The organism is Nocardia sp. NPDC050717, assembly GCF_040654275.1.
Classification (GTDB): domain Bacteria; phylum Actinomycetota; class Actinomycetes; order Mycobacteriales; family Mycobacteriaceae; genus Nocardia.
This window is the reverse complement of record NZ_JBFAHR010000006.1, coordinates 70870-95725: the sequence shown is the minus strand read 5'-3', so window position 1 is coordinate 95725 and position 24856 is coordinate 70870. Positions and strand designations below refer to the sequence as shown.

Annotated in this window: 20 protein-coding genes; 9 read left to right on the top strand and 11 right to left on the bottom strand. The window is 70.9% G+C overall.

The annotated features are described in order from the left end of the window. Positions 1 to 195: 195 nt before the first annotated feature. Positions 196 to 375, top strand: coding sequence for a hypothetical protein (locus tag AB0H56_RS14665; RefSeq protein ID WP_357162349.1), 180 nt, complete (start codon positions 196 to 198; stop codon positions 373 to 375). Here the strand turns inward: AB0H56_RS14665 and AB0H56_RS14660 are convergent. Further along, positions 372 to 1820, bottom strand: coding sequence for an aldehyde dehydrogenase (locus tag AB0H56_RS14660; protein ID WP_357162346.1), 1449 nt, complete (start codon positions 1818 to 1820; stop codon positions 372 to 374). The two genes, AB0H56_RS14665 and AB0H56_RS14660, sit on opposite strands and share 4 nt — an antisense overlap. 211 nt (positions 1821 to 2031) lie before the next feature. Between AB0H56_RS14660 and AB0H56_RS14655 the strand changes: the two genes are divergently transcribed. After that, a complete protein-coding gene (locus tag AB0H56_RS14655; RefSeq protein WP_022566699.1) occupies positions 2032 to 2328 on the top strand; it encodes a hypothetical protein in 297 nt (98 codons plus the stop codon). On the opposite strand, the gene AB0H56_RS14650 is transcribed toward AB0H56_RS14655, so the two are convergent. Continuing rightward, positions 2329 to 3129 carry a class I SAM-dependent methyltransferase gene (locus AB0H56_RS14650; RefSeq protein WP_357162343.1) on the bottom strand — a complete coding sequence of 267 codons (801 nt, stop codon included), beginning with the start codon at positions 3127 to 3129 and terminating at the stop codon, positions 2329 to 2331. It abuts the gene before it with no gap. A gap of 100 nt (positions 3130 to 3229) precedes the next feature. On the opposite strand from AB0H56_RS14650, the gene AB0H56_RS14645 reads away from it, so the two are divergent. Beyond that, positions 3230 to 4402 (top strand): glycosyltransferase family 4 protein, encoded by a 1173-nt coding sequence (locus tag AB0H56_RS14645; protein WP_357162340.1) that lies wholly within the window; start codon positions 3230 to 3232, stop codon positions 4400 to 4402. 2 nt (positions 4403 to 4404) lie between these two features. Here AB0H56_RS14645 and AB0H56_RS14640 read toward each other — a convergent pair whose 3' ends face one another. Continuing rightward, positions 4405 to 4671 (bottom strand): hypothetical protein, encoded by a 267-nt coding sequence (locus AB0H56_RS14640; protein ID WP_357162337.1) that lies wholly within the window; start codon positions 4669 to 4671, stop codon positions 4405 to 4407. 100 nt (positions 4672 to 4771) lie between these two features. Further along, on the bottom strand, positions 4772 to 6760 hold the full coding sequence (locus tag AB0H56_RS14635) for a hypothetical protein (RefSeq protein ID WP_357162334.1): 1989 nt from the start codon (positions 6758 to 6760) through the stop codon (positions 4772 to 4774). A 187-nt stretch (positions 6761 to 6947) separates the two neighbouring features. Between AB0H56_RS14635 and AB0H56_RS14630 the strand changes: the two genes are divergently transcribed. Further along, entirely contained in the window at positions 6948 to 8372 is a 1425-nt protein-coding gene (locus tag AB0H56_RS14630; RefSeq protein ID WP_357162331.1) for a polysaccharide biosynthesis protein, read from the top strand. Between the two features lie 5 nt (positions 8373 to 8377). Here AB0H56_RS14630 and AB0H56_RS14625 read toward each other — a convergent pair whose 3' ends face one another. After that, positions 8378 to 8959, bottom strand: coding sequence for a TetR/AcrR family transcriptional regulator (locus tag AB0H56_RS14625; RefSeq protein WP_232995735.1), 582 nt, complete (start codon positions 8957 to 8959; stop codon positions 8378 to 8380). Positions 8960 to 9065: 106 nt separating this feature from the next. Beyond that, complete coding sequence (locus tag AB0H56_RS14620; RefSeq protein ID WP_357162328.1) at positions 9066 to 10253, bottom strand: DUF3068 domain-containing protein; 1188 nt, start codon at positions 10251 to 10253, stop codon at positions 9066 to 9068. A gap of 146 nt (positions 10254 to 10399) precedes the next feature. Between AB0H56_RS14620 and AB0H56_RS14615 the strand changes: the two genes are divergently transcribed. Then, positions 10400 to 11587, top strand: coding sequence for an acyltransferase (locus tag AB0H56_RS14615; RefSeq protein WP_357162325.1), 1188 nt, complete (start codon positions 10400 to 10402; stop codon positions 11585 to 11587). A 255-nt stretch (positions 11588 to 11842) separates the two neighbouring features. Here the strand turns inward: AB0H56_RS14615 and AB0H56_RS14610 are convergent, their stop codons facing one another. From AB0H56_RS14610 to AB0H56_RS14595, 4 genes are all read right to left on the bottom strand, one after another. Continuing rightward, positions 11843 to 16057, bottom strand: coding sequence for an alpha-(1->3)-arabinofuranosyltransferase (locus tag AB0H56_RS14610; RefSeq protein ID WP_357162898.1), 4215 nt, complete (start codon positions 16055 to 16057; stop codon positions 11843 to 11845). Then, positions 16017 to 16187 (bottom strand): DUF2613 domain-containing protein, encoded by a 171-nt coding sequence (locus AB0H56_RS14605; protein WP_022566695.1) that lies wholly within the window; start codon positions 16185 to 16187, stop codon positions 16017 to 16019. The genes AB0H56_RS14610 and AB0H56_RS14605 overlap by 41 nt, the downstream gene beginning before the upstream one ends. A 68-nt stretch (positions 16188 to 16255) precedes the next feature. Continuing rightward, entirely contained in the window at positions 16256 to 17362 is a 1107-nt protein-coding gene (locus AB0H56_RS14600) for a chorismate-binding protein (RefSeq protein ID WP_357162322.1), read from the bottom strand. 205 nt (positions 17363 to 17567) lie between these two features. Next, positions 17568 to 18035, bottom strand: coding sequence for a universal stress protein (locus tag AB0H56_RS14595; protein ID WP_110037728.1), 468 nt, complete (start codon positions 18033 to 18035; stop codon positions 17568 to 17570). 113 nt (positions 18036 to 18148) lie between these two features. Here AB0H56_RS14595 and AB0H56_RS14590 point away from each other — a divergent pair, with 113 nt between their 5' ends. From AB0H56_RS14590 to AB0H56_RS14580, 3 genes are all read left to right on the top strand, one after another. Beyond that, entirely contained in the window at positions 18149 to 19324 is a 1176-nt protein-coding gene (locus AB0H56_RS14590) for a glycoside hydrolase family 3 N-terminal domain-containing protein (RefSeq protein WP_357162319.1), read from the top strand. A gap of 85 nt (positions 19325 to 19409) precedes the next feature. Then, entirely contained in the window at positions 19410 to 20009 is a 600-nt protein-coding gene (locus tag AB0H56_RS14585; RefSeq protein WP_022566692.1) for a TetR/AcrR family transcriptional regulator, read from the top strand. 86 nt (positions 20010 to 20095) lie between these two features. Next, complete coding sequence (locus AB0H56_RS14580) at positions 20096 to 21472, top strand: DUF5685 family protein (protein ID WP_357162895.1); 1377 nt, start codon at positions 20096 to 20098, stop codon at positions 21470 to 21472. A 7-nt stretch (positions 21473 to 21479) separates the two neighbouring features. Here the strand turns inward: AB0H56_RS14580 and AB0H56_RS14575 are convergent, their stop codons facing one another. After that, positions 21480 to 23354 (bottom strand): VanW family protein, encoded by a 1875-nt coding sequence (locus tag AB0H56_RS14575; protein ID WP_357162316.1) that lies wholly within the window; start codon positions 23352 to 23354, stop codon positions 21480 to 21482. Positions 23355 to 23688: 334 nt separating this feature from the next. Between AB0H56_RS14575 and gnd the strand changes: the two genes are divergently transcribed. Beyond that, entirely contained in the window at positions 23689 to 24720 is a 1032-nt protein-coding gene (gnd, locus tag AB0H56_RS14570) for a phosphogluconate dehydrogenase (NAD(+)-dependent, decarboxylating) (protein ID WP_357162313.1), read from the top strand. Positions 24721 to 24856: the final 136 nt, after the last annotated feature.

Sequence of the window (24856 nt, the reverse complement as noted above, 5' to 3'; positions counted from 1 at the left end):
CGCGGACGATTTCCCCGGCCCGAAACGGGGTATATCTATCCATGTCAGAGAGTCGCTGGCTGGGAAGAGGCGCCGTCACCTATATTCCTGGGCAGGCTCCCCTGTACGTCGCACCATCCGAGCTAACTCCCCTTCGACACCCCGGCCGCACTGCCGCGGCCGGCGATGAGATCGACGCTGAGAGGTGGTTGACGCATGACCGATCTGGTGACCCGATACGAGTCCGACGCCTACTCGAGCACGCCGATGCAACGGGTGGCGGGCCGCTTGCAGCGCGCCCTGCCGCCGGGATGGCGAGTCGACGTGGTCGACCTGCCACCCCGGGGCCAGGTTGCCGGACAGCCGGTGCTCCGGGTCCAGATGCCGGAAGACTAGTCGGGCGTCCAGCCCATCGGCATCAGCACGGACTTCTGCTCGCAGAACGCGTCGAGACCCTCCGGCCCGTTCTCACGGCCGATGCCCGAGTTCTTGTACCCACCGAACGGCGCGGTGGGATCGAAGGCGTACCAGTTGATCGCGTAGGTGCCCGTGCGCACCTTCGCGGCGATCTCCGTGCCGTGTTCGATATCGGTCGTCCACACCGAGCCGGCCAGGCCGTAGTCCGAGTCGTTGGCGATGGCGATCGCCTCGTCCTCGGTCTCGTAGGGGATCACGGACAGGACGGGGCCGAAGATCTCCTCCTGCGCGATGGTGCTGGAGTTGTCCACATCGGCGAAGATCGTCGGCTCCACGAACCAGCCGCGCTCCACGCCCTCGGGGCGACCGCCGCCGAGGACCAGCCGCGCGCCTTCTTCCTTGCCCTTGGCGATATAGCCCTCCACGCGTTCGCGCTGCTTCTCGCTGATCAGCGGGCCGAGCTGGGTGGCGGGATCGGTCGGGTCACCGGTCTGCATGGTCTTCACATGGGCGACCAGTGCGTCGAGGATCTCGTCGTAGCGGCTGCGCGGGGCCAGGATGCGGGTCTGCGCGACACAGCCCTGACCGCTGTTCATCAGGCCGGAGAACGCGAGGACCGGGATGGCGGCCTCGATGTCGACGTCGGGCAGGACGATGGCGGCCGACTTGCCGCCCAGCTCCAGCGAAACGGTCTTGAGCTGCTCGCCCGCGATCGCGGCCAGCTTGCGGCCGACCGCCGTGCTGCCGGTGAAGGTCACCTTGTCCACACCGGGGTGCCCGGCGAGGTACTCGCTCTCGGCGGCGTCGGCGGGCAGCACCGAGAGCACGCCGTCGGGCAGACCGGCCTCGGTGAAGATGTCGGCGAGCAGGTTGGCGGTGAGCGGGGTGAGCGGCGACGGCTTGAGCACCACCGTGCAGCCGGCCAGCAGGGCGGGGCCGAGCTTGTTGGCAGCGAGGAACAGCGGCACGTTCCACGCGGTGATCGCGGCGACGACACCGCGCGGTTCCCGTGAGACACGGGATGTTCCGAACAAACCGGTCCGAGTCTCGTTCCACGGGAACGTCTCAGCCAAGGCTGCCCATGCGTCGAGGGCGGCGACGGCCGGAATCTGGTTGAGTGTCAAGGCGGCTAACGAAGGTGCGCCCATCTCCGCGGTGAGTGCGGCGAGCAATTCGGGGGAGCGCTGCTCGATCAGGCGAGCGGCCTTGCTGAGCACCTCGGCTCGTTCCAGTGGGGGCGTCGATGGCCACGGCCCGCTGTCGAAGGCGTCGCGGGCTGCGGCGACCGCGGCGTCCACATCGGCCTTGGTTACCGCTGGCACGCTGCCGACGGTCTCCTCGGTCGCGGGCGAGACCACGGAAATGCGGTCACTACCGGCAGGGGTGGTCCACTTCCCGCCGATGAACAGACTGTCGTAGTGCATAAGAACACGTTACAGTTTTGTCGCCCTGTTGTCTGCAACACGTTCTAATTCATTGTCCCACAGGGACTGTGAACAGGACGAATTCCAACCTGTCGGTTCGCTTCCCGGGTAAACGCACTATTGCGTTCTGTTGTTGAAAAGGGGATGCTTTAGCTACTGATCAGCTCGCTCGATTCATCGGACCTTTACAGCGAATTGGGGAGATCGACTCATGGCTGTGCAAGTGATCGGCCGATCGTTGATGACCAGCGACCAGACCGACCATCAAGCGAAGAGTGTGGGCAGCGGGGGATGGGTTGTGTCATTCCTGCCGGGCCGCACGCTGACGATCGAGCAGGCAACTGCCGCCATCCAGGCCGCTGAGGCGGTCGCCATGGTCGGGGCGTTAGCCGATCAGGTCGGGCTGACCACCTTGGAGACCGTCGGTTTGGCGATTCAGGAATCGCCGTGGGCCAGCGCACTACCCGCGCCCGTCCGCAGGTCGCGTCGATTGAGCTGGCTGGCCTGATCAGCCCTTGGTGGCGACGACCACCAGGTTGCTCACCAGTAGCTCGCGGATCACCGGAACTCGAACAAGCCACCAGGCCCACCGCGGGTGATAGCGGGGGAAGACCGTCCGTACTTCGGCTGATGTCGTTGCCGCCCAGCGCAGCCCGTCGGCCGCGGTCACGGCGAACAGCGAGCGGCCGAACCTGTTCTTCGGTTCGTGACCGTGCTTGCGGCGATACCGGCGCGCGGCGTACTCGCCACCGAGGTAGTGCCACAGGCCGGTCTCGTGCCCGCCGAACGGCCCGTGCCACACCGTGTACGAGAACACGATGAGGCCGCCGGGCTTGGTCACCCGCACCATCTCCTCCGCCATCACCCACGGGTGCGGCACGTGCTCGGCCACGTTCGAGGAGAAGCAGACGTCGAAAGCGTTGTCGCGGAACGGCAGTGCCATCCCCGACCCGCGCACCGAACCGGACACTCGCAGCCCCGCCGCGTGCATCTCCGACGGATCGGGCTCGACCGAGACGTAGCGCGCGCCCGCCTTCGCGAACTCGTCGGCGAAATACCCGGGGCCGCCGCCGACGTCGAGGACCATCGTGCCGGTGAGGTCGGTGCCGGTGATGTCGGCGTAGAAGTCGCCGATCAGGTCGGCGCTGTCGGTGGCGATGCCGCCGTAGAACCTGGCCGGGTCGGACTGCTCGAACCGGAAGCTGGTGAGCAGGCGCAGTGAGCGGCGCAGGGTGGCGCGGCGCGCGAACCCGGGCTGGTCGCGACGCTGGACGGGCCGCTCTGTTGTCGGCGGGGATGCGGTCGGCACGGCGAGGAGTTTATGGGCAGTGCGCTGTGTAGCGCAGACCACACCCGCTAGTGTGGTGCCCGACCTTTGTCCCTCGACCGAACCGATTGCGAGCCCGACCGTGCGTGAAGTCCTCCTGCTGTGCTGGCGTGACACGGGGCACCCGCAGGGCGGCGGCAGCGAGCGGTACCTGGAGCAGGTCGGCGCCCAGCTGGCCGCGCGCGGCATCAAGGTCACCCTGCGGACCGCCGGGTACCCGGGTGCGCCGCGGCGGGAACGGATCGACGGGATCGATATCAGCCGCGCGGGCGGGCGCTTCACCGTGTACCCCCGCGCCCTCGCCGCCATCGTCGCAGGTCGGCTCGGTTTCGGACCGCTGCGCGGGGTACGGCCCGACGTCGTGATCGACACCCAGAACGGCATTCCCTTCTTCGCCGCGGCCACGGGCGTGCCGTCGGTGGTGCTGGTGCACCACGGGCACCGCGAGCAGTGGCCGGTGGCGGGCAAGCTGGTCGGGCGGGTCGGCTGGTGGATCGAGTCACGCCTGTCGCCGCGGGTGCACCGCGACAACCAGTACCTCACCGTGTCGCTGCCCTCCGCCGAGGAGCTGGCTGTGCTCGGGGTGGATCGCGAGCGCATCGCCGTCGTCCGCAACGGCGCCGAGCCGGTCCCCGCCGGTGTCGTCCCCGGTGGCGACGACACCCGCGCCACCCATCCGCGCCTCGCCGTACTGTCGCGGCTGGTTCCGCACAAGCAGATCGAGGACGCGCTGACCGCCGTCGCCGCCCTGCGCACCCGCTTCCCCGACGTGCACCTCGACGTCATCGGTGACGGCTGGTGGGCGCCCAACCTGCGTGCCTGCGCCGACGAACTCGGCATCGCCGACGCGGTGACCTTCCACGGTCATGTCGACGAGCGCCGCAAGCACGAGATCCTGTCCACCGCGTGGGTGCACGTGATGCCCTCGCGCAAGGAAGGCTGGGGCCTGGCTGTCATCGAAGCCGCCCAGCACGGCGTCCCCACCATCGGCTACCGCAGCTCCCGCGGCCTCACCGACTCCATCGTCGACGGCGTCACCGGCCTGCTCGTCGACGACGCCCCCGCCCTGGCCGCCGCCGCGGGCGACCTGCTCGCCGACCCGGAGACCCGCCAGATGATGGGCGAGAAGGCCCGCGCCCGCGCCCACGAATTCTCCTGGGAACAAACAGGTTCCGGCGTCCACGAGGTCCTGGCGGCAGCCGCGACCGGCCGCTTCGTCACCGGCCTGGTCACCCAGACCACCACCCGCGCCTGACCTCAGCCGGCGAACAACTCCTCGACAGTCCCCACCGTGATCGCCCGATCCAGCCAGGTCGTCAGCTGATCCCTGTCATGGCAGGCGATGATCCTGGCCTCGGCAGCCACCGGCACGGTGAGGCCGCGCCTGTTCAGTATCCGCAGGATGCTGTCCGCCACCCCCAGGTCCCGGCCTTCTGCCAGTCCCTGCTCCAACCCCTGCTCGCGCGCCTCGGCGCGGATGCGCTGCGAAGTCTCGGAGCGGAAGAACGACAGATCCACAGACATCAGTTTCCTCCAGATCTCGGCGCCTCGCGTGCGAAGTTTCCGCTGCGTGCTGTGAGCTGGCCATAGCGAAAATGCATCGTTGACCGCTCGGGCCGGTGTTCTAAGCGCTCGGCGATTTGTGGGTGCCGCGCCGGGTGCCACTCCGTTGGGTGAGGGTGGCGGCGGTGAGGCTGCCGATGAGGGTGCATGCCCACAGGAGGTGGGCGGTGGTGGAGATTCGGCGTTGGGTGGGGGTGGCGGTGTCGCGGAGGGTGGGGGCGGGGATTCGGTAGAGGGCCAGGTTGTGGTCTTCGTAGACGAGTTCTGTTGTGGAGAGGGTTTTTTCGGAATCGCCGCAGGGGCCGGGGGTGGTGCGTTCGACGAGGATCCAGCCGACGCCCAGGTCGGCGAGGGTGCCGGCGGGGGCGCCCTGGATCAGGGCTTCCTCGACAGTCCGGGCGCGGTTGCCTTCGCCGGTGACGGCGTGGCCGCGGACGAGGAGTTCGCCGGTCTGGAGGACGTCGTTGGGGAGGATGCGGGGAGCGGGGTCGAGAACGGGTGCTGTTCCGCTGTAAGGGAATACGCGGAACATTCCCGTGGGGAGGACGGCGACGTCGCCGGGGGCATCGATGCGCTCGGCGACCTTCTCCCACCCGCCCGGGTAGTGCACCGGCCGCATCGCGCCGCCGACCCCCCAGGCCAGGTCGGCCAGCGGAAGGATCAGCAGAGCGATGAAAAGTGCCGCGACAGCGGATGTTCCCGTGTCGCCGCGGACTTCGGGTTCGGTCGAGAAGCGGCGGGCCCAGGTGCGGACGGTCGCGCAGGCGGCCGCCGTGCACAGGGCGTAGGCGGGCATCGCGAGGGCGACGTACTTCTGGGTGTCGCGCAGCAGCCCGGCGCCGGGAACGTGGACCACGAGCCATTCGCCGAGCGCGAGTCCGGGGCCGGTCGCGCCGAGGGCCGGTAGCAGAATCGCCGCGGCCGCGATGATCAGCAGGGCACGGCCGTCGCGCCCGAGCGCCCACACCGCGCGCACTCCCAGCGCCACGATCGCGAGCAGGAGTGCGGTGCCGACGAAGGCCAGCGGCGTCGTGCGCGTGGTGGGGACGGCTTCGCTGTTCCAGATCCCACCGAGTCCGGCCAGGCTGCCCAGCGTCCCGAGCCACGGTTCCGCCCGCGCCGCGAACGCCGACACCCCCGCCGGATCCGACGGCTCCGCCCCGGACCCCAGCGCCGTGGCGGTGAGCCAGGGCGCACACGTCACGATCCACAGCCCGACGGCGGGCAGGAACCCCCGCCGCCCGACCAGCGCCAACCCCACCACCGCGGCCAGCAACGACCCGGTCGGCGTCAACCCGGCCGCAGCGAACCCCGCCACGAGCGCCGCCCACGCGCCACCCGCCCCACGGAATCGCCCCGCAACGGCCCGCGCCCCTCCGGCCCCGCGCCCCACACCGCCGCTGTCCGTCGCGCCGCCGCTGTCCGTCGCACCGGCGCTGCCAGTCGCGCCGCCGCTATCCGTCGTGCTACTGCCCGCCTTGGGCGCGTCGCTCACGTCACCCCCGCTCATCTCCACTGAGACCGCGGTGTGGTGAGCAAGGGGAGTGGTGCCGGCATAACCGCCTGGCGACAGAGTGCCCGTTCCGCTCATGGACCGGCGGATGTGGGAGGCGGCGACGGCGGTCCAGGGGAGGGCGGCGTAGCCGGCGAGCAGGCTCCAGTGGCCCTGGAGGAGGCGTTCGGCGACGAAGGGGTTCCAGAGGGCGAGGGTGGCGGCGACCAGCTGGGCGGGGGTGGGGGCGGCGAGGAGTTCGCGGGCGAGGACGGCGGCGCCGTAGCCCGCGGCCCAGAGGGCGGTGATCAGGATGGCCTTGACGAGGAGGCCACCGTCGATCAGGGGCGACAGGGTCGCGAGGAGCGCGTCCTGGGGGACGGCGCGGGGTGCGGCGGCGCCGAGGCCGAGCGCGGAGTCGGTGAGATAGGGGCGGGGCGTGCTCACGGCGTCGCGGAGCAGCAGGTATCCCGAACCGGCCAGCGGGCCGACGATGATCAGCGCGAGCACTGCGCAGTACCCGGCCACCCAGGCCCTCGCCCGCCCACTTCTCGTCACGTCACTGCACCTTACGTTCCGGTGCGCGCGGGCGGGGTGGTGCCCGTGGGCACCAAGGTGAGTCCGGTTGGACTCACATTTTCGGGGTTGTGCTGATGCGCGCGGACCCGAGGTGCGACGATGAGGCGTGTCCTCGGTCCGTCGCCCCCCTGTCGTTGCTGACCTGACCTGGGTGACGGCCGGCGCGATGACCGCCAACGTCGCCGGGTATCTGCTGCAACTGCTCGCCAGCCGCTGGCTCGGCGTCGCCGGATTCAGCGAGTTCGCGAGCCTGCTCGCCGTGCAGCTGCTGTGCGCGGTGCCCGCGCTGGCCATGCAGAACGTGGTGGCGCGCGAGGTGGTGCACGGCGCGGACATCCGCGCGGTCCGCGCGATGCAGTGGCGGTGCGCCGCGCTGGTCGCCGCCGTCGCGGTGGTGCTCGTCCCGGTCGTCGCCGGGGTGCTGCACGTGGGCGTGTGGGCCGCGGCCGCTGCCCTCGGCGCCGCGCCCGCGCTGGTGGTGCTCTCCGGCGAGCAGGGAATCCTGCAGGGCGGCAACCACTTCCGCGCGCTGGCCGCCGTCCTGGCGCTCGCGGGGACGGCCCGCGTCGCCCCCGCTCTGATCGCCCTGGTTCTCGGCGGCGGCGCGGCCGGAGCGCTCTGGGCCGCCGCCGCGGGCATCGTCTGCGCCGCATTCGTCGCCGGGCGCATCGCCCGCACGACTAGCGCGGCCGGTCCGCCGCTCGATCGCTCCTCCGGGCCCAGCGCGGGGGCGGACTCGACGGGCCGCGGGAGCGAAACGGCCGCGGACTCGAGGGGGCATGGAGCCGATCCAGCCATGGCCCCGTGGCGGCGCGGCGGTGATCCGGCCACGAACTCGAGCACCTCGCCAACCTCCGGCGCGGGTGTAAGCCGACGTGGTGCGCGCCTGCCGTCTCCGGCACCGGACAACTCCCCAACCGACCTGGTCTCGCAGCGCGCGAATTCGGCAGGGGAACCGAAGTACCGGATCGGTGTGCTGCCCGTGCTCCGCGCGGTCCAGGTCCAGGCCGCGCTGATGGCGCTGTCCTCGGCGGACCTGATCGTCGTCCGCATCGTTCTCGACGACACCGAGGCGAGCCAGTACTCCCTCGGCACCGTCGCGACCAAGATCGCGTTCTGGCTCCCCCAAGCCGTTGGTGTGGTGCTGTATCCGCGGATGGCGCAGGCCGCGCATTCGGGACGGGCGATCCGCGACGCGCTGTCGGTGCTGTCGCTGATCGGCATCGTCGCGGTGCTGGGCGCCGCGGTGGCCGCCCCGCTCGCGCCGCTGTTCGCGGGCCGGGACTACGCCCCCATCCAGGGCATGCTGTGGGTGTTCGCCCTGCACGGCGCGATTCTCGCCGTTCTCCAGGGCGCGTTGCTGTCCGCGATCGCGGTCGAGCGCACCGCGCTGGCCGCCCTGACCTGGCTCGGCCTGGCGGTGGAAGTGGTCCTGATGCTCACGCTCGCCGATTCGATCGGCACTCTCATCACCACCGCGGTCTCGGTGGCCGCCGTGACCACCGTGCTCGTCGCGCTCGTGGTGTTGCGGACCGCCGGGCGCGCCACACCGGCCGCCGACCCCGCGATATCTGACCGATCGTTCTTGTAATTGATTCAGGCTAGGACGGACTTGGCCACCCGCGCCGCATCACGGAGCCGCGCCGCGGAATCGGGCGCGCGCTCGAGCACCCACACGCCCTGGAAGAACACCAGCAGGAACCGTGCCATCGCGCGCGGGTCGGCATCGGGTCGGAGTTCGCCCTGCGCCACCGCGCGGGCGAGCGCCGAGGCGAACGCGGATTCTGTTCTGGCCCAGCTGGATTCGACCAGCCGGGCGACATCGGCGTCGCGGGCGGCCAACTCGACCGCCGCGGTGGTCACCAGGCAGCCGAGAAACCGGTCCGGCGTGCACGAATCCCGCACGAACTCGTCGATCAGCGCGGTGACCGCGGGCAGGGCAGGACCCGGCCTGGACAGCGCCACGGTGATCCGCGCGTCGACGATCTCCAGATGTCGTTGCAGCGCCTTCATGAACAGATCGTGCTTGTTGCCGTAGGTCGCGTAGATGCAGCCCCTGGCTATCCCGAGGTGCTCGGTGAGATCGGCGAGCGAGGTGGTCTCGTAGCCGCGCTGCCAGAACAGATCGAGAGCGCGGTCGAGCACCACCTCGGGATCGAATTCTTTGGTGCGCGGCATTTTTCGAGGATACCAAGCACTATTGCGACCGATCGGTCAAAGAAATGTGCTGGACAATGAGAACGGCCCCGGTCGATGACCGGGGCCGTTCTCGTTGTCTCCGTCGTCAGGGACGCTTGTTCACGTCGATCTGCTCGGTCGGTGCGTCGTAGTCGCCGCGGGTGAACTGCGTGGTCGGCGCGTCGTCGCCGGCGTAACGCGAGCTGCCCTCGTCGGTGGCGGGCGCGGGCGTCGGACGACCACCGCGCGGGCTGGCGTGCGCGGGCGCGCTGCCGCCGCGCAGACCGAGGAACAGGCCGGCCAGCAGCGCGATCACGCCGAGCACGCCGAGCACGATCGGCACCACGCGGCCGAACAGCGACAGCTTGTCGGTGTTCTCCTTGGCGATCGCGATCTGCGATTCCACGGTGGCCTCGTCGAACACGATGTGCGACTTGAGCGCCGTCACCTCGGGCTTGTCGGCCGCGCGACCGTAGAACAGGTGGATCGACTCGCCACCCTTGACGACGGTGCCGGTCTGCGGCTCGACCCACAGGTCACGCACGTTGGTGTAGAAGCGGGTCATGGTGACGGGCTGGTCGGCGGGCACGTCGGTGACGCCCCACTTCGCGGCGGGCAGGGTCAGCCGGTTGGTCGGCGACTGCACGACGTCCCAGGTGCTGGTGACCGGCGCGGTCATCTGGAAGTGGTAGACCTTCGTGTTGTTGATCTCGGTCTCTTCGATGAAGTTGGCGTCGAAGGACTTCCGCACGTTGATGTCGAAGTACGGGTAGGTCTTCTTCTCGGTGCCGATCGGGAAGCGGTAGCCGATGCCGGTGTGCTGCACCGGCTCCATGACGCTGCCGTCTTTGTTCACGGTGACCGCGATCGACCCGTTGGGGTCGGTGTCGACCGGCATGCCGGTCTTGCGGTCGATGGTGACGCGGTCGATGGCGGCGGTGAGCAGGCCGGTGTCGCCCTGCACGTCGGTGCGGCGCAGCGTCTGGCCCGCCTGCAGCGTCATCTGATCGGCGTCGGAGGGCTCCTCGACGGTGACGAAGCGCTGGGAGATCAGCGGCACGTCCTTGTTCACGACGGCGGGACCATCACCGGTGGTCAGCGACTTGGAATCGAGCACGAGGCTGTCTTCGCCCGGCTGATTCTGCGCGATGGTGGTGATCTCGAGGTCGAGCGGCGTCTTGGCGACTTTGCTCACCGTGTAGGTGGGGATCATCAGCGCGGCGACGAGTAATGCCGCGCCCAGACCCACGAGCACGCAGGCGACCGTCCTTCTGGTACCGGCACTCAGTGCCATGCAAACTCTCCTCGTCGTTCGAACACGGATCCTCCGGTGGTCTGGTATTGCACCCTAGGCCCTCGTGAGCCCCGACACTAACAGCCCGACCGCGCCGAGTGCCGTGCTGAGCCCCGTAAATCGCCGACAGGGCAGACTGGACCCCGATGACGACCGTGACCGCCCCTGTTACGCCACCGCGCACCTTCATTCCGGCCCTGGAGGGGATGCGTGGCATGGCGGCGCTCGGTGTCGTCGTGACCCACGTCGCCTTCCAGACCGGCACCGGCCGGATCCCGGTGCTCGGCCCGATCCTGGAACGCTTCGACATGGCCGTCGCGGTGTTCTTCGCCCTGTCGGGTTTCCTGCTGTGGCGCCCGCACGCCGCGGTGGCGCGTGGGCTCGGGTCGGCGCCGTCGACCGCCCGCTATCTGCTGCATCGCCTGATGCGGATCATGCCCGCGTACTGGGTGGTCGTGGTGTTCGTGCTGGTGCTGCTGCCCAGCGCGGCCCAGCACGCGAACCTGCGGGTGTGGGTGTCGAACCTGCTGTTGCTGCAGGTCTTCGTGCCGCTGACGCTCACCGACGGCCTCACCCAGATGTGGAGCCTGTCGGTGGAGGTGGCCTTCTACCTGGTGCTGCCGCTGCTGGCCTGGCTGGTCGTGCGGCTGCGTGGCCGGGCGGCGCGCTGGCGGGTGCCCGCCCTCGGCGCGCTGATCGCGGTGAGCCTGACCTGGAACCTGTGGCCGGTGCCGACCCCGGACGCGATCCACGCCGACAACTGGCTGCCCGGCTACCTGCCGTGGTTCGCGGCGGGCATGGTGCTCGCCGAACTGATCTATCAGATCCGGCCCGGCGCCGGGTGGGTGCGGCTGTGCTCGTCCCAGCCGCTGATGTGGGCGCTGGCCGCGCTCGCGTTCCTGATCTCGGCCACCGAGTTCGGCGGTCCCGGCGGCCTCGAACGCGCCCAGCCGTGGCAGTACGCGGTGAAGATGCTGCTCGGCATGATCATCGGGTTCGGCCTGCTCGCCCCGCTGGTCCTGCGTCCCGCCGACGCCCCGCCGCACCGCTGGCTGGAATCGGCGACCGCGCTGACCATCGGCCGCTGGTCCTACGGCGTCTTCCTGTGGCACCTGGTCGTGCTCACCATGGTCTTCCCGGTGTTCAGCCTGCTCCCGTTCAGCGGCCACTTCGTCTACGTCCTCGTGCTCACAGTCGGCCTGACCATGCCGCTGGCCGCCGCGAGCTTCGCGCTGATCGAGGACCCGGCGCGGCGCCTGGCCCGTCGCTGGGACAGGGCCGCCGCCGCTCGCCGGTCCCGTCGCGCCGAGGAGCTGGCGGCCACCACACCGTAGGGACACCGGTGCGTGCACGGCTGCCCGTCGTCGGCCGACGCGGCGGGGAGTGAGCAGACGATCTACCGGGCTTCGCACGCCCCGCCCAGTAAGAGACCTGCCTTGGCAGGTGCGCAGCGCCGATCAGCGACAGCGTGCAGCGACGCCGACTCCGCCGCGGCAGCCCAGCGACGCAGACTCAGCCCCGGCGCGGCAGCCCAGCGACGACGTGGCAGCCCGGCGACGCCGACTCGGCGACAGTGCCGCGACGCCGACTCAGCGACGACGGGGCAGCGCCGCGATCCCGACTGCCACCACTGCGATGACAGCGGGCGCCTGCGCCCACAGCGACCCGCCCATATAGGGCACCCCGGACCGCCACGGCCCGGTCGACAGCGCCGCCGCCGAGATCAGCGTCCCGAGCCCCGCCACCCACGGCAACACCCGCGCGGTGACGACCGGCCGGAAATGCGCGCAGCCAAGGGTGATCAGCGTGAGTGCCGCCCCGATCGGCCCGGACACGACCGCGACGACTCCGGTGAGCCCGACCGCGCCAGCCCATCGAACACCCCAGGTGACCGGCGTCGGCCCCAGGTCGCGCTCCTTGCCACGCCGCGGAATCGCCAGCAGGACAAGCGGGATCAGCAGGAGCAGCCCGCCGAAGATGGCCAGCCGGTACCAGCGATCGGCGGGGAACGACACGGTGACCGCACCCTTCGCGTCGGGCGGGAGAAGCCACCCCTGCTGCCACCCGTCGACGACGACCGGCGCCAGTTCCCGCCCGTCGGCGGTGTGCGCCTGCCAGCCGACATTCGTGCTGAGCGGCAGCACGAGCAGCCGCGTACCGGGGTCGGTGGTCGACGGCACGGGCGCGATCGGATCGGTGCGGATCAGCCGCAGCCGGTCGACCGTGAACAGCTCGGTGGGCGCGACGGTGAGGTCGGGATGCCCGGGCAGCAGCTCGATGTCGGCCGCGTCCTCGGCGCAGGGGCGAGCGGAAACCGGTGCGCCGGAGCGGAGTTCGTCGGCGGTGGCGGTGATCGTGGTGTGCACGGTGCGTCCGCCGACCGCGAGCACCGGCCCCGCCTCGCAGCCGATGGTGACCAGCCGGTCGCCCGGCGCGGGCGCCGGGTACCCGGGCCCGAGCACTTCCACCTCGGCGAGCCCGGCGGGCTGGGTGAGCACGAAGCCGAGCGCGGTGCGGTCGAGCACCTCGTTCCAGGTCTGGATGCTGATCTCGATGCGATCGGTGACGGTGGGGTACACCGAGATCCGCGCCGGTTCACCGTGCTCGCGCTCGGGCAGTTCGCGCACCTGCGGTCCGTTGCCCAGATTCACCGCGACGGAGGTGGCGGTGGCGGGGAGCCCACCGAGCGCGGTGGTGAGATCGAGTCCGGTCACCTCGGTGGGTTCCGGAAGTTCCAGCACCAGTGTCGGTTTGGCGCCGGCGAGCCCGCGGACGGTCGCCTCCGGCGCGGTCCAGGTGGTCTTCGGATCGCCGTCGGTGGCGGCGAACGCGGCACCGCGCAGGTCGGCGACATCGGCCTTGCCGCGCGCGACGGGACGGGCGTGGTCGGTGAGCAGCGCCTCCAATGCCGGGCCAGGCCTGGTGCGGACGGTCAGGTCGGGCGCGGCGGTGAGCGGCTCGGAGACGGCGAGGGTCCGGTTGAAGACGCCGGGCTCCTCGGCGGGCAGCCCGAGCCCCTTGCTGCAGTGCACGCGGATCGGGCCGTCGAAACAGGCACTGCGACCGGGGAATTCCTGCCCGAGGTCCCACCCGGTGACCGTGGTACCGGCCGGGAGGTCGGGCAGGACCACGCGGTGCCGGATGTCGACCCTGGTCGGCGCGTCGCGCACGGTGTAGTCGTCCAGGGTGAGTTCGCTGATCCCGAACTGCCCGCCGCTGGTTCCGGTTTCGGTGCGCGCGGCGGTGATCATCACCCAGTCCGTCTTACCCGCGGGCAGTGCGACATTCACGGGCGCGCCGGGTTCGGTGATCCGCGCCGACACCGTGCCGCGCGAGGTCCGCACCTCCACCCATTTCACGGGGTCGCCCAGTGCGGCGGCCGTGGTGGTGAACCGGAGGGAGCCGGAGTTGATCGGCTCGTCCAGGTCGAGCCGGATCCATTGGCCGAGTGCGGGTTCGGCGCCGTTGCTGATCCACGCGGTGCTCGGATCGCCGTCGACGGCGGCGGCGGTGGAACTGCCGGGCGCCGCGCCGCCGATCTGGGTCGCGTCGGCGGCCGAACTCGACGCGGTGACCTTCGCCCCCGACCACTCGCCGCGCACCAGCGGGGTGCCCTCGACCGGGTAGTCGGGCACCAGGTTGTGGGTGCGGCGCGCGTCGTCGGCGGCGCGCACGGCGGAGTTGTGGTTGTCGACCCGGCCGAAGTCGGACTCGCGGTCCATCGGCGTGTCGGTGACGAGGACCGGCTCGGTGGGCAGCCCGGCGCGCGCGGCGTCGGCGGTGAGAAGGACGGGCGCCGTGGGGTTTCCGGCGTCGCGACGCACCCGCTCCAGCACCTCGGGGCCACCGTGGACGACGGGAACAGTGGCGAGGGGAACGGTGTAGGCGCCGGGGAATCCGGGCGGGGCGCCGGTGCCGGAGCGCACCCGCGTCGGCGTCCCGGGTGCGGGCACCTCGACCCGATAGATCTCGATGGCCGGATACGACGGTTGCAGATCGTTGTCGACGACCAGCCCCTCGTCGGCCGCGCGCGGCCCGATCAGGTCGCCGAACTCGGCCACCTTGGTCAGCCCCGGCGAGCCCTCGATCGCCCGGTGCGCCAGCATCGGCCGGGTGGAGCGCGAGGTCTCGGGGTCGAGGTCGTTGCGCAGCACCAGAACCCCGATGCCCTGGTCGGCGAGGGTGGCGGCGAGGCCGGTCGATGGCCTGCCGTCGGCGATGAGCCGCTGCACCGAATCCATCGCGCGGATGGTGCCCGGCGGATTCAGCGGTACCGAATCGCGCACCGCCCACGGTGTTTCGGCCAGCGCCTGGAGTGGTTCGTCGCGGGTGAGTCCCCAGATCTGGCTGCCGAACGGCGCGCCGGGCACCACGAGCGCGCGGGTGTCGGCGGCGTTGTCGGCGAGCCAGTCGGCCGTGTCGGTCCAGTACGCGGGCACCCGGTCGTAGGCGCCGCGCGGCGCGAGTCGGCCGGTCCAGGCCAGCGAGGTGGCCAGGGTGAGCGCGGCCAGGATCAGCGCGGCCACGGCGACGAGCCGGTCGCGTTCGGGATGGGCGAAGCTGTTGCGCCACTCCCGCATCGGCACCGAGGCGGGCAGCGCCACCCGGCCGAGCAGGTGGGCGAGGCCGAGTACCAGCGGCAACCGGATCAGCGGTTCGAGCTTGTGCACGTTGCGCAGCGGAGCGCCCGCGGAATCGAGGAACACCCGCACCGTGTCGGCGAAGGGCCCGCCGAGCGTGCCGACGTAACCGGCGCAGATCCCGGCCAGCCCGACACACAGGATCAGCGTGAAGCGGCCGCGATACGGCATGGACGATTTCGCCAGTCCGGCCATGCCCGCCGCGGCGAGCAGCCCGGTCGCCAGGACGGCCGCGGGCTGGGTCACCAGGACGGCGCCCGCGATGCGCTCGGGCGAGACGAACGGCGTCCAGGAATCGGTGCCGCGCAGCACCTCGGCCAGCGAGGCCCACTGTGTCGTCACCCCGGACGACTCGATGTAGTCCAGGAACGGCGGACTCACCTTGCCGAGCAACAGCAGCGGCACCACCCACCAGAAGGTGGCGAGCACCAGCAGCGGAATCCAGGCCGCCGTGAACCGCCACCATCGCCGATTCGGCCGGTACGAGGCCCACCACAGCGCGGCGGGCAGGAACGCGGCGACAGTAGCGACGGCGTTCACCGACCCCATCAGCGCCAGCGCGAGCGCGCTGCCTGCCGGGGAATGCGCGCCGCCGCGCCGGCCCGACTCGGTGCCTGCGCGCAGGGCGACACCGAGCGCGGCGGGCGCGAGCAGCACCCACGGCGCCAGCATCATCGGCAGCGTCTCGGAGGAGATCGAACCGAGCGTGGTGAGCACCCGGGGCGACAACGCGAACGCGATGCCCGCGACCACCCGCGATCCGCGAGAGCCGATCCCCAGCGTCTCGCACAGTTTGACGATGCCCCAGAACCCGGCGAGCAACAGCAGCGCCCACCAGACGCGCTGGGTCACCCAGGCGGGGACGTGCAGGAGGTCACCGGCGGCGAAGAAAGCGCCGTGCGGGAAGAAGTAGCCGTAGGCCTGGTTCTGCACCTGGCCCATCGGGGCCTGGCTGCTCCACAGGTGTGACGCGCGCGCGAGGAAGCCGAGCGGATTCTCCGCGAGGTCGTACTTGGTGTCCGCGACCGTCAGGCCGGGGGCCTGGGCGAACGTGAGAACGAAAGCGGTGACGACCGAGCCGACGAACCAGCGCCAACCCAGTGGAGCCGCGCGGCCCTTCGGCTCAGCGGCTGCCGTATTCAGGAGCGTTGAGCAGCGAGGAATCCTTGTCACCGCTGCGGTCGATCGAGGGTGCGGTGTTCTGCTGTACCGCCGCCGTGATCGCGAAGACGGCGATAGCGCTCAGCAGGGCGCCGCCGACCGCGCTGGCAACAGCCGGAACAGCAAACTTCATCGCGCACTCCAATTCGGCTCGACGTGGGGGTGGTACTCGGGCCAACCTAGCAGGTCCGGGCCCGCAGGTCAGTCTTCGGGCAGTCGGCATCCCAGCGCGCCGAGCAGAGTGCGGAACTTGGCGGTCGTCTCGGCCAGTTCGGTCGCCGGGTCCGAGGCGGCGACGATGCCCCCGCCCGCGCTCGCCCGCAGCGTGCGGCGATCGGCGGCGAGTTCGGCGCCGCGGATGGCGACCACCCATTCGCCGTCACCGTCGTCGGCGCACCAGCCGACGGCTCCGCCGTAGAACCCGCGCCGCGGTTCGTCGGCGGCGATGGCGGCGAGCGAGGCGGCGAACGGGGTGCCGTTGACAGCGGGCGTCGGGTGCAGCAGCAGGGCGAGGTCGAGCGCGGTCGTCGCCGGATCGCGCAGCACGCCGCGCACGGGGGTGGCCAGGTGCCAGACCTGTTCGGTGCTCAGCAGCTCGGGTTCGGCGGGGATGTCGAGCTCGGCGCATACCGGGGTCAGCCGCTGCCGGATCCAGTCGGTGACGTACCGGTGCTCGTCGTGATTCTTGCCGCTCGCCAGCAGCGCCCTCGACTGCTCGGCGTCGGCGCGCGGATCGGCGTGTCGGGGCAGCGTGCCCGCCAGCGGCAGCAGTCGCACCCGATCACCGTGCCTGGTCACCAGCACTTCGGGCGTCGCGCCGAACAGTGTCTCGCCGGGCCTGCCCGCCGCGGTGAGGTCGACGGCGTAGACGTTGGCGTTCGGATACCGGGCCAGCAGATGCGCGGCCACGACCTCCGGGTCGAGCGGGCCGTCGGCCTCGGCCAGCACGGTGCGCGCGGCGACCACCTTGCCCAGCTCGGCACCGGGCTCGGCGAGCCGCGCGACCAGCTTCTCCACCCGTGCCAGATGGTCGGCCGGACTCGGCACCTGTCCGGTCACCCGGACGGCGGGGAGCGGCGGCAGCGCCGCGGGCCGCCACGGGCCTGCGGTGTGCACGGCGGTATCCGGCTGCCAGAGCGCGGCGGGCTCGGCCGGGTCGAACGGGAGGGCGCCGACCACCATGTTCGGCCCCGCCCCCGTGCGCCACTTGCGCAGCGCGGTCACCGCCTGTCCGGGATCGGGGAACCGCGCGCGCTCACCCGCGGTGCGCAGGACCGAGTCGGGGCGAGCCAGCAGGAAGTTGTTCATCGGACCCCGACCGCCCGTCGCCCTGTTCGCCTCCGGCCGCCGATTCGCAGCTGGTTCGCGGTCCGTGCCACGCGTCCGGTCCGCCACCTCGGGGTCCCCATCCCGGCGCGGGGCAGGCCGGACGTCGAAGTCCATCGGCCGATGCGGTCCATGTTCCGACCATAGCGCCGCGGCCGGCTGTGACGACGCGACAGCGACCCAGCTCTCAGTGTTCGGGCGGCACCAGGAACACCGGCCGGTGCCCGTGCTTGAGCACCGCCTCGGCGACGCTGCTGTGCAGCAGCGCGCGCAGCCCGGTGGCGCCGCGAGTTCCGGCGACGATGATGTCGACGTCGAGTTCGTCGGCGCAGTCGACGATCGCGTTCCAGATGGTGGTCGTGCACTCGACGGTCCGCGCCTCGGCCGTGATCCCGGCGAGCTTGGCCAGGTGCACGCCCTCGGCGTTGATCTTGCGGGCATCGGTGTAGGCGATGTCCTCGATCTCCTCGTCGGGCACCCAGTCCGGTTGCATCACCCCGGCCAGCCCGGAGATGCGGGCGGCCTGCCGGACCATCGGCTCCCATGCGGTGAGCAGGATCGCGCGCTCGGCGGTGAGGAAGCGGCCCGCGTACTCGATGGCGCGCTTGGCGTGTTCGGAACCGTCGTAGGCGATGAGCATCCGATCGCAAGCCATGACGACCTCCTGCGCTGGTACAGCGTCTTTGTGCACAGGTTACCCCCGCGGGGGTCCCGCCAATCGGTAACCGGTTCGGCGGTTCGGATCGCGACGGGGCTACCGTGGAGCCCATGCGGAAATCGCCTGTGGTCGTGTTCGCAGTCCTGGCAGCCGTCGCCACCGCCTGCTCGGGAGGTTCGTCCACCGAGACGACCCCCGCGGCGAGCAGCACCGGCGCCCCCACCTCGTCCGCGGGCGAGCAGGGTTCGCCCGCGACCGCCACCCCGGCCCAAAGCCCGTGCGGTACGGACTATCTCGCCAAGTTCACGCAGCGCGAGAAGCTCGCGCAGCTGTTGACCGTCGGCATCACCGGCGCGGCCGACGCGTCGAACGTGGTGAGCACCGAGCAGGTCGGCGGCATCTTCGTCGGCAGCTGGACCGACCCGAGCCTGCTGGACAAGTCCGCACTCGACGCGGTCAAGGCGCAGGCCAAGGCGCCGCTGATGGTGACCATCGACGAGGAGGGCGGCCGCGTCTCGCGGGCGAAGAATGTCATCGGCGCCGCGCCGTCGGCCCGCGTGGTCGCCGAGACCCAGACGCCGGAGCAGCACTACCAGAACACGTTGACCAGGTCGAAGGCGCTGAAGGACCTCGGCATCACCGTCGATTTCGCGCCGGACACCGACGTGAGCAGCCAGCCCGACGACAGCGTCATCGGCGACCGCTCCTACAGCGACGACCCGCAGGTCGTCACCGAGTACGCCGCCGCCTACATCCGCGCGTCCAACGAGGTGGGCCTCGGGTCGGTCATCAAGCATTTCCCCGGCCACGGCTCGGGATCGGGTGACTCGCACACGGGCGCGGTCCGCACGCCGCCGCTCTCGGAGCTGCAGGACAAGGACCTGGTCCCGTTCCGGAACCTGGTCGGCTCCGGCGCCGCGGTGATGGTCGGCCACCTGGACGTGCCCGGCCTGACCGAGCCCGACGTGCCTGCCAGCATCAGCCCCGCGGTGATGTCGCTGCTGCGCGAGGGCACCGGCTACGGCGCCGCCCCGTACAACGGCCCGATCTTCACCGACGATCTCGGCGGCATGGCGGCGATCACCGCGCGCATGTCGATCGAGGAGGCGGTGGAGGCCGCGCTCGTCGCCGGGGCCGACAATGCCCTGTGGATCAGCACCGACGCGGTGCCGCAGGTGCTCGAACGTTTGGAACAGTCGGTGGCTGGTGGCAAACTGCCCGCCGACCGGGTCGACGCCTCGGTGTTGCGGATGGCGCGCTACAAGGGTGTGCCGCTGGGCTGCTGAGCCCGTCCGGCGACTGTGCGGCAAATGGGCACGGGTGAACTTACCTTGGAGTAAGATAGGTGTTCACCCTGCGGTAGGAGAGTGGATGGCGGGCGGGACGAAGCGACTTCCCCGGGCGGTTCGCGAGCAGCAGATGCTCGATGCCGCCGTCGAGGTGTTCGCGCGCAAGGGCTTCCACGATACGTCGATGGACGCGATCGCGGCCGAGGCCAAGATCTCCAAGCCCATGCTCTACCTGTACTACGGCTCCAAGGATGAGCTGTTCCGTGCCTGCATCCAGCGCGAGGGCCTGCGCTTCATCGAGGCCGTCGCGCCCGCGGGCAATCCGCAACTCACCCCGCACGAGCAGGTCCGCACCGCACTGGAGGGATTCCTCGACTTCGTCGACCGCAATCGTCAGTCCTGGCAGGTGCTGTACCGGCAGGCAATCGGCCAGCAAGCTTTCGCCTCCGAAATCGACAACGCCCGCGAGCGCGTCATCGAGCTCACCGCGAAACTGCTGGAATCCAGCGCCAAGCACGCCGATCCCGGCACCAATTTCGAGGTCGTCGCGGCCGCGGTGATCGGGGCGGGCGAGGCGATCGCCGACCGGGTCGCTGGCGGCCGGATCGAGGTGGCCGAGGCGGTCGACCTGCTCGACGATCTGGCCTGGCGCGGTCTGGCCGGGCGCAAGAAGCCCGAATAGCACGCCACCGGTTGCCGCCTCGTCGCCGACCTGCCAGGGTGCACGGTTAGACATTTCACGGCAGATGGGGTGGGAAGTTGTTCGGTGTGTTGAAGCCGTGTGCGCACGGCGCGGCGAAGTACGGCATCGATCCGCGGCAGTGGCAGGCGCACATGTGCGGGCTGTGCCTCGGTCTGCGCGACGGCTCCGGCCAGCTGGCCAGGGCGGCGACCAACACCGACGCCATCGTGCTGAGCGTGCTCACCGAGGCGCAGGCCGAGGCGCCCGGCGAGCGCCGCACCGCCGGTCCCTGCGCGCTGCGCGGCATGCGTCGCGCGTCCGTGGTCGCGGCGAACGCACCAGGGGTCCAGCTGGCCGCCACCGCGTCACTGCTGTTGGGCGCCGCCAAGATTCGCGATCACGTCGACGACGGTGACGCGGGCCGCCTCGCCCGCCCGCCGATGCGCCGGGTCTCCGGCACATGGTCGGCGGCAGCGCGGGCACAAGCGGACCTCATCGGCCTCGACATCGGCCCGCTGATCACCGCCATCGACAGTCAGACCGCGCTCGAGGCGCTCGCGGGGGTCGCGCCGGGGGCCGAGCGTATGCCGGCTCCCGCGCCGGTGGGCCTACCATCGGCCGTCGCGCCGGGGGCCGCGCCCCCGGCGTTGGGCGCACCAGCGGCCGGGCGCATGTCGACCACCGCGCCGACGGGGGCGCTGCCGGCCGATCGCACGGCCACTAGCGTGCGCGGGCATGCCGATGGCTCAGGCACCCGGCCGATCACACTCGACGAGCTCACCGCCCCCACCCAACTCTGCGCCGCCACCCTTTTCGGCCACACCGCCGTCCTCGCGGGCCGACCGGAAAACGTTGCGGCGCTGGAGGAGATCGGCCGCCACGTCGGCCGCATCGCGCACCTCGCCGACGCCATCGAAGACCGCCAACGCGACCGGCTGCGTGGCCGCTTCAATCCGCTCGAGGCCACCGGTACCGATATGCCCCGCGCCTACGATCTGTTGCGCGAGAGCGAATCCCGCATCCGCGCGGCCGCCGCCGAGGCTGAGCTGGATCAGCTACCCACGGTGCGCTGGGCTCTGCTCGATCCACTCGCGGGGCTGCTGCGGCAGCTGGGGCGCGGCCTCGGCATCGCCGTCGGCCACGCCTGCCGCACTTCGCCTGCCGCGCGGCAGCATTCCGCGGGTGAGCTCGCGCACCGGGATTCGCCCATCCGGCTCACGGCCCCGCCGCGACGCCCGAACCGGCCCGGGCCGCTGAAGGCGGGCGGGCTGATCCTCGGCGTCTACTGCACCGGTGTTGCCTGCTGTGCCGAGCACACCAATCCGTGCTCCGGCGAACGCAAGCCTTCCTGGGCCGAGCGGTACGGCTGCGACTGCAGCGGTTGCGGCGATTGTTGCGACTGCTGCAGCTGCTGCGGCGAGGACGGCTGCTGCGGGGACTGCGGCTGCGACTGCAACTGCTAGGAAACCCTCACTCGCACTTCACGATCGGGATCGGGTCGTACTTCACGGTCCTGGTGTGCCGCGACACCTGCGCACCGGTCTTGCGATCGGTGATCACCCTGGTGTCGGAGATGGTGAAGCCGGGCGCGCCCTCGGAGGCGATGCAGTCCTTGCCCTTGGGCAGGGTGATCTCCTGCGGCTCGGTCGGCTTCGACTTCTCGCCGGTGATCGACTCCACGTCGACGGTCTTGGTGCCCCACAGCCGGACGGTGATGTCCGAGCCGGTCGCGACCGTCTGGATGTAGACGCCGGTCGCGGCGGTGTTGCGGAAGGCCAGGTCGATCGCGCCGTCGAAGACGGTGGCTTCGCGCGCCGCCGGGTACCGCGAGATGTAGTAGCTGTGCTCGGTGTGGCCCGCGTCCTCCATCCCGGCGAAGTAGGCGGCGTTGTACAGCGTGGTGGCGAACTGGCTGATGCCGCCGCCGACCGCGGTGCTCGGCCTGCCCTTGTCGATGATGCCCGACTCCACGTAGCCCTCGGCGGCGGTGCGCGGGCCGGTGAACTCGTTGAGCGAGAACGTGTCTCCCGGTTTCACCACGGCGCCGTTCACCTTCGCGGCGACGGTGCGGATGTTCACCCCGGAGGGTCCGCTGAAGCCGCCGGTGGTGAATTCGCCGATCATCTCGTTGATGCCGAGACCGTTGGCGGCCTCGGTGGTGAGCTTCGGCTCGACCCGCTGGTACACCGCCTCGGCGGTCCGGTTGCCCGGCTGGGTCAGCAGTGCGGGCAGCTTCTCCAGCGTCTTCGGCCAGTCGATCTTGTTGCCGACCACGGCGGGCACCACGGTGGGCTTGCCCGCGCCGACGGTGAAGGTCGCGTCCTTGGGCTCCACCTCGGAGGCCGCGAGCTGCGGCGCGAGGGCGGCGACGGCGGCGGCGTCGTCGATCTTGGGCGCGAGACCGCCGTTGCCGTCCGGGACGAAGCCGAGCACGCCGGCGATCTGCTCCGGGCTGAGCACGCCCTGGACGTCCTTGCCCTCGGCGTCCTTGCCCGTGACGGTGATGGGCGAGGCGACGGCCGGGGTGGCGATGTCGCGCAGCGCGGCCTGCACCGCTTCGGTGCGCACCGCGACCGGCGCCGCGATCACGGGCAGGTCCAGCTCGTTGCTCGCGGCCCAGCGGTCGATGATCGTGGTGCGCGCGGTGGCGGTGTCGAGCACCCGGCCCGGCACCGGCGGCACCGCGACGGGCGTGCCGTTCTCGAAGCGCACCGTGCCCTCGACGGTCGGGTTGTCGTGCGCCTGGAAGTCGGCCACCTTGCGGTCGAGCGCGGCGGCGTCGACGGTGCTCACGACGGGCACCTCGCGGGTGCCGAACAGCGAGATCAGGCGGCGGACCGGGTTCATCGGCTGGTCGCCGACGGCGGCCCAGGTGCCGTTCCAGTCCACCTGCAGGCCCGCCTCGGCGGGCACCATGGTGTCGCGGACGTCGCCGATGCGCACGGCCAGCGGTCGCTCGGCCTTCGGTCCGAGCTGTTCGCGCAGCAGGTTGTCGGCCTCGGCCTTGTCCATCCCGCCGACCTCGACTCCGGCGACGACGACGCCGCGCGGCACCTCGCCGCTGCTGAGCGCCAGATCGGCCAGGTAGGCGGCCGTACCGAGAGCGAACACGGCGCCGACGGCGATACCGATCCGCTTGGCCAGTTGGGTGTTGCCCGGTCCCGTCGGCGGCTGCGGGGTGCTCGGCGCGGGCGACCAGCGGTCCCGGGTCACGGTGCTGATCGGCTGGGTGGGCAGGGCGGTGGTGTCGGCATCGAAAGTGCGATTTGCTTCGAGCAGCTTGCGTAGTCCGACCTCGCCCTGGTGTCGGTCTGCCGGTCCGCCGGCGTTCGACTGGCTGGGCACGGAGGTCCTTCCGTTGGGTTCTGTGGCGACGTCTGAGGATCAGGTGCGCCCGGCCCGATGTTTGTGGGCCCCGGGCCAAGGGTAATGGTGTTCGTCGCCCTCGGCAGCCTGGCAACAGCGTATGGACAGCAGGAAGGCTCCGCGTAGTTGCCGGGTCGGGGGTCTGGCAACTACACGGAGCCGATCTGTTTATCGGCCCTCGATCCAGGGCGTTACAGGCCGTTTCGGGAAAGTTTTTCCGGCCGAGGCGACGCCGCCACGCACCCCCGCGCGGCGACGCGGGACAATCTGACGTGAGACTCGACACCAGGCACCGGACAACGAGGGAGAACTGATGCAGCTGGGAATGATCGGCCTGGGCCGGATGGGCGCCAATATCGTGCGCCGCATCGTGCGGGACGGGAACACCGCCGTCGGTCACGAACGCCATCAGGGCCACATCGACGAGCTGTCGGCCGAGCTCGGCGACAGCTTCAAGGGCAGCACCGACCTGAAGGAATTCGTCGCCATGCTCGACGCGCCGCGCGTGGTCTGGGTGATGATCCCGGCCGGCGCGACCGGTGCCGCGATCGACGAGCTGTCGGAGCTGCTCGAGCCGGGCGACATCATCATCGACGGCGGTAACAGCCGCTACCACGAGGACATCAAGCGCGCGAAGGCGTTGGCGCCCAAGGGCATCCACTACCTCGACATCGGCACCTCCGGCGGTGTGTTCGGCCTGAAGCGCGGCTTCTGCCTGATGATCGGCGGCGAGGCCGAGCAGGTGAAGTACCTCGAGCCGCTGTTCCAGTCGATCGCCCCCGGCGTCGACGCGGCGCCGCGCACCCCCGGCCGCACCGGCGAGCCGACCCCCGCCGAGCAGGGCTGGCTGCACTGTGGCCCCGCGGGCGCCGGTCACTTCGTGAAGATGGTGCACAACGGCATCGAGTACGGCGCGATGGCGGCCTACGCCGAGGGCCTGAACATCCTCCAGCACGCGAACATGGGCGCCGCGCACGACGGCGGTGAGCACTCCGCCGAGGAGACCCCGCTGGAGAACCCCGAGTACTACCAGTACGACCTGGACATCCCGGACATCACGGAGGTGTGGCGGCGCGGCTCGGTCGTCGCCTCCTGGCTGCTCGACCTCACCGCGGGCGCCCTCTACGCCGACCCGAACCTGGACAGCTTCAGCGGCCGCGTCTCCGACTCCGGCGAGGGCCGCTGGACCATCGACGCCGCGATCGACACCGCGGTCCCGGTCCCGGTGCTCTCGGCGGCGCTGTTCCAGCGCTTCTCCTCGCGTGGCGAGGCCCTCTACGCCGACAAGATGCTCTCGGCCATGCGCAAGGCGTTCGGCGGCCACAACGAGCTGCCGCAGAAGTAGCCCCCTTGACGCTCGCGACCGGCCTTTCCTCGCCCGAGGGAGGCCGGTTCGTCGTCTTTCGGGCCGGATCGGGGTGGTCGGAAACCCTCGGATGCTACGCCGGGCGACCCGTCGAATATAGTAAAACGTCAATGTT